The sequence below is a fragment of the Candidatus Protofrankia californiensis genome, from assembly GCF_900634765.1.
Taxonomy (GTDB): Bacteria; Actinomycetota; Actinomycetes; order Frankiales; family Frankiaceae; genus Protofrankia; species Protofrankia californiensis.
Window position 1 is genome coordinate 1 of record NZ_CAAAFT010000170.1, and the last position, 4,990, is coordinate 4,990.

Annotated in this window: 4 protein-coding genes; 1 reads left to right on the forward strand and 3 read right to left on the reverse strand. The window is 69.6% G+C overall.

Annotated elements, in window-relative coordinates:
* The 3 genes from DD1DGNOD_RS09530 to DD1DGNOD_RS09540 all read right to left on the reverse strand — a co-directional run.
* The coding region (locus tag DD1DGNOD_RS09530) for an aminotransferase class V-fold PLP-dependent enzyme (RefSeq protein WP_241255604.1) at positions 1-657 on the reverse strand (657 nt) is incomplete at its 3' end.
* 150 nt (positions 658-807) lie between these two features.
* Positions 808-2,091, reverse strand: a complete 1,284-nt coding sequence (locus tag DD1DGNOD_RS09535; RefSeq protein WP_131766267.1) for an L-2-hydroxyglutarate oxidase — start codon at positions 2,089-2,091, stop codon at positions 808-810.
* Between the two features lie 181 nt (positions 2,092-2,272).
* Positions 2,273-4,105 (reverse strand): glycoside hydrolase family 15 protein, encoded by a 1,833-nt coding sequence (locus DD1DGNOD_RS09540; protein WP_131766268.1) that lies wholly within the window; start codon positions 4,103-4,105, stop codon positions 2,273-2,275.
* 320 nt (positions 4,106-4,425) lie between these two features.
* On the opposite strand from DD1DGNOD_RS09540, the gene DD1DGNOD_RS09545 reads away from it, so the two are divergent.
* Positions 4,426-4,905: a hypothetical protein gene (locus DD1DGNOD_RS09545; RefSeq protein WP_131769933.1), complete on the forward strand. Its 480-nt coding sequence runs from the start codon at positions 4,426-4,428 to the stop codon at positions 4,903-4,905.
* The last annotated feature ends 85 nt before the right edge of the window (positions 4,906-4,990 follow it).

Genomic DNA, 4,990 nt, shown 5'->3' on the forward strand with positions numbered 1-4,990 from the left:
CTGCCCGAGGGACTGGGCGACGTCGAGCAGGAGCGGGACGCCCACCGCCGCGGCACGGGCGGCGACCTCGGCTGCCGGCTGGACGATCCCGCGTTGGCTGGGAACATGCGGAAAGGTCACCAGGTCCAGCCCGGCGAGTTCGGAGTGCCCCAGCCTGTCGAGGTTGATGCGCCCGTCGCCGTCGACGGGCAGGTCGACCAGCTCGATGCCGTCACGGGCAGCGCGTGCGGCCAGCACCATCGTATTGGAACCGAACTCGCTGGGCACCACACCGATCCGGCCACCGGCGGGCAGGGGCCAGGCGTCGATGAGCGCCGCGAAGGCGGTGGCGGCCGAGTGATGGAAGGTCACGTCGTCCGCGGTGAGACCCGGACCCAGCAGCTGTGCCAGGTTCGCCCTGGCCTGCGTCAGCGTCTGGCTGTGACGGATCTCCGCGACATACCCACCGACCCGGCTTTCCTCGGTGAGGTACTCGGCGTGGGCGGCGATCGTGGCCCGGCTCGTCCGCGCACACCCGGCGGCGTCAAGGTGCGTGATCGCGGCCGGCTCGCGAGCCGCCCGCCACCGGGCGGCAAGGTCGGGATGGGGCAGGGGAGCCCCCGCCGGCCCCAGGTCGGCCTTCCCACGCGTGGCAGCAGAATCCGTCGACGAGGACACCCTGAGAGCCTCGCATCCCAACCGTTGCCCCGCGCGGTCCTTCACCGGAGCGCGGCACCGGGGCACGGGGTCCGGCAGGGGATCCGGGGTAGTCCGTGCCCGGGTGGTCCGCTCTGCGAATCGGTGACCAAACCATTACCATATGTATATCTATGTGGCTGGCTCGGCGACGACCTTGCTCACTATGTGCTCGGCGATGGCCAGAGAAGCGGTCGCTGCCGGTGACGGGGCGTTCCGGACATGTACGATCCTTCCGCGTATCGACAGCACGAAGTCGTCCACCAGGCTGCCGTCGCGCGCGACCGCCTGCGCGCGGACGCCGGAGGGACCCCGGACCACATCACCGGCCTGCAGCTGCGGGACATACCGGCGGGCCTCGGCGATGAACGCATGCCGGCTCGCCGTGCGCAGGATCTCCTTGGCCCCGGTCCGCCAGTGCTGTCGCGCCATCTTCCGGAAGCCTGGCCACGCGAGCGTCCGGCGCAGCTCCGACCCCTGCACGGTCAGGCGGGTGTACCCCTCGCGGGCGGTCGCGAGGACCGCGTTCGGGCCGACCAGCACGTTCCCGTCCACCCTCCTGGTCAGATGGATCCCGAGGAACGGATATCGCGGGTCCGGTACCGGGTAGATCAGCCCACGCACGAGGCCGAGGCGTTCTGGTCGTAGCAGCCAGTAGTCGCCGCGGAATGGGACGATCTGCGGTGAAGGCTCCTCGCCGGTGAGTGCGGCCACCTGGTCGGACTGCAGGCCCGCGCAGGCGATGAGCAGGTCGAACGGCCCGACCACCGTCGAGACGGCCGCGACCGTGCCGTCGGCCCTGGAGGCGGTCGCGTGCGTGCCGTTGGGAGCCACCCGGGCGCTTCCCCGGACCCGCAGGCCCAGGTGGACGCCGTCGGAACGCTCCTCGACGGACACGACCTCGCTGCCGGTGCGCACCGATCCGCCGGCGTCCCACACGCCGTCACGCAGCGTCCGGACCACCGCCGGGTAGTCGACGATCGCGGTCGTGGGGGAGTGCAGCGCGGCCACCCCGCGGGCATGTGGTTCGTAGCGGCGCAGGTCGTGCGGGTCCAGCATGGTCGTGTTCGGGACGCCGTTGGCCTGCGCCCGGTTCGCGATGTCGGCGAGCCGGCCCAGCTCACTGTCGTCGACCGCGACCACGACCTTGCCGCATTCGTCGTAGCGGATGCCGTGAGCGGCACAGTATTCCTTGAGCAAGGCTACGCCTCGTCGGCACAGGGTTGCCTTCAGCGATCCCGGCTGGTAGTACAGACCGGCATGGGCGACTCCGCTGTTGTGCCCGCTCTGATGGCGGGCGACGTCCTGCTCCTTTTCGAAGACCGTCACCGTGGCGGCCGGATCGACCTGCCCGATCCGCCGGGCCACCGCGAGCCCGAGAATGCCGCCACCGATCACCGCGACCCGACCCGCCACGCGTTCCGCTCCTGGTTCCTAGGATTCCCTGGACCTGCGAACGCGCGATGAAAAGCGATGATCGCGTGCTCTTCGGTCAAGCTGGTTTTCTCGTTTCCCGCGGCCTCCGAGCGCAGGGGAAGAACTATGATCGCGCTCTTCGGCCGGCTGGTTCGACATGGACAATAGACGATCAAGGGAGTCAGCCGAAGAAATGGCCCGGGGGATAGGCCCGATCGGTACGGGAGCGTGGCCTGCCGCGCAGGGCGTCGGTCAGCGTCCGGGCGGTGTTGACCAGCGGGACGTGACTGAATGCCTGCGGAAAGTTGCCGACCATCCGCCCGAGGTGGGGGTCGTACTCCTCCGACAGCAGCCCGACGTCGTTGCGCAGGGCGAGCAGCCGCTCGAACAGCTCCTGGGCTTCGCGTACCCGTCCTGACAGGGCGTAGTTGTCGGCGAGCCAGAAGGTACAGGCGAGGAAGGCGCCCTCACCGGCGGGCAGGCCGTCCACCGCGCCGTCCTCTGCGGTCGGGTAGCGCAGCACGAACCCGTCCTGCATGAGTTCGCGTTCGATGGCGGCCACCGTGCCGACCGTACGCGGGTCCGTTGCCGGCAGGAAGCCGACGAGCGGTATGTTCAGCAGAGCCGCGTCCAGTTCGGTGGAGCCGTAGAACTGGGTGAAGGTGTTGCGGGCGGGGTCGAAACCGCGGGCGCAGACCTCGTTGTGGATCTCGGCCCGCAGCGCCGTCCAGCGGTCCAGCGGGCCGGGCAGCCCCCACTCGGTGATGCCCTTGACGGCCCGGTCCGCCGCCACCCACGCCATCACCTTGGAGTGGACGAAGTCCCGCCGCGGCCCGCGGACCTCCCAGATGCCTTCGTCGGGCTTGCGCCACCCGGTCTCCAGGAAGTCCATCAGCTTGGTCTGCAGCGCCCACGAGTCGTCCTGGCCGTCCACGTCGGTGGCCACCCGGGCGACATGCAGCGCGTCGAGCACCTCGCCGTAGACGTCCAGCTGGAACTGGTCGACGGCGCCGTTGCCGATCCGGACGGGAGCCGAGCCCTCGTAGCCGGGCAGCCACGGTACCTCGTACTCGGGGAGCCGGCGCTCGCCGCCGACCCCGTACATGATCTGGACGCGCGAGGGGTCGCCCGCGACGGCCCGCAGCAGCCACTCCCGCCATGCCTTGGCCTCGCTGGTGAACCCGGCGTCGAGCAGGGCGAGCAGGGTGATGGTGGCGTCCCGCAACCAGCAGTAGCGGTAGTCCCAGTTGCGGACACCGCCGATCATCTCGGGCAGGGAGGTCGTGACCGCCGCGACGATGCCGCCGGTCGGCGCGTACGTCAGCGCCTTGAGGGTGATCAGGGAGCGTCGGACGGCGTCCTGCCACTGCCCGTCGTAGGTGCAACCGGCCATCCAGTCCGCCCACCACGACTCGGTCAGGTCGATCGCCCGGCGGACGTCGATCCGGGCGTGTGCCGGGCGGTGCGAGGGGCACCAGGCCAGGGAGAACGGCACGGACTGACCGGCGGAGACCGTGAACTGCGCGTAGGTGGCCATGTCGTGGCCCTCCATCGGCGCGGTCGTGCGCAGGGTGACCGCGTCAGGACCCGCGACCGCGACCATCGTGTGGTCGTCGAAACGTCGCACCCACGGGACGATCGAACCGTAGTCGAAGCGGATGCGGGTCTCGCTGCGCATCCGCACGGTTCCCTCGATGCCCTCGACGAGCCGTAGCACGAGGTGTTCGCCGGACCGCGGATACATCGCGTCGACGATCCGCACGGTTCCGCTCGCCGTGGTCATGTCGGTTTCGAGGACGAGGGTGTCGCCGCGGTAGCGTCTGCTCACCGCTAGTACCGGATCGACCGGCGCGATCTTCCAGTGGCCGGAGTTGTCGTCGCCGAGCAGCGCGGCAAAGCATGCGGTCGAGTCGAACCGGGGCAAGCACAGCCAGTCGATCGAACCGTCCCTGGAGACCAGCGCGGCCGAATGTGTGTCGCCGATCAGCGCGTAGTCCTCAATGCGGGAGGGCACGGTCTCTCCGGGGTTTCTTGGGGCCCTCCGCCACCACGAACACAGACGATCACCAGGAGATCGCTGCGTGATACTCCTGGTCCCCCGTGATCGAAACGCATTGGGCCGGCTTGGATTCAGGTCTGGGTGTGACGTGGATCGCGCGTGTCAGTCAGCACGAGCGGCAAGACCGCTTACCTTATGGCCTCGCCCGGAGCGCTAGGTTGGGGACACGCCTTGTCGCGATGGTCGGATTGCGGACATCGATCGCCGCGTGCCGATCAGTGCCATGCTGGCTGCAACCGTTGCAGCAGGCGGCCACTGCGCCCGAAGGAAGGCCCGTGACCTCGCAGGACGTACCGGACGAAGTGCTGGACAAGCCAGCGCTGGGCAAGGCGGCGCGGGCGGGTGACCGGCGTCCGCCGCAACCGGCCGTGGCGCAGGCCATGGCCGGAGCGCGCCGGACCCTGACAGATCGGCATAACCGGCGCTGGGTGGTGCTGGGCGTGCTCGCACTGGCCGGCCTGGTCGCCTTCGGCATCTACGCCACGGTAGCGGGACCCTCACCGCGCGTCGAGGCGGTGGTCTACTTCACCCCGACCGCGACCGATGCCCAGAAGGAGGCGGTCCGCGCCGCATGCCCCACGGCCGGCGGGGCCGTACAGGAGCCACCCGACCACAACAACGCCCGGAGTAGTCGTGTTTACCCTTTGCGCTACGACATCACGTCCGCCTCAGCAGCCGACAAGGCCGCGATCTACCGGTGCGTGCATACACAACCGAACGTGATCGGTATCAGCGAGTTCACCCAGGGCCAGTAACCTCCCCGTTCTCTGTCGCCCCGGGCCCGTCGCTCCCGGCCTGTTGCCTCGGGGCCTGTTGCCCCCGGTCTGTCGATGCCTCGGC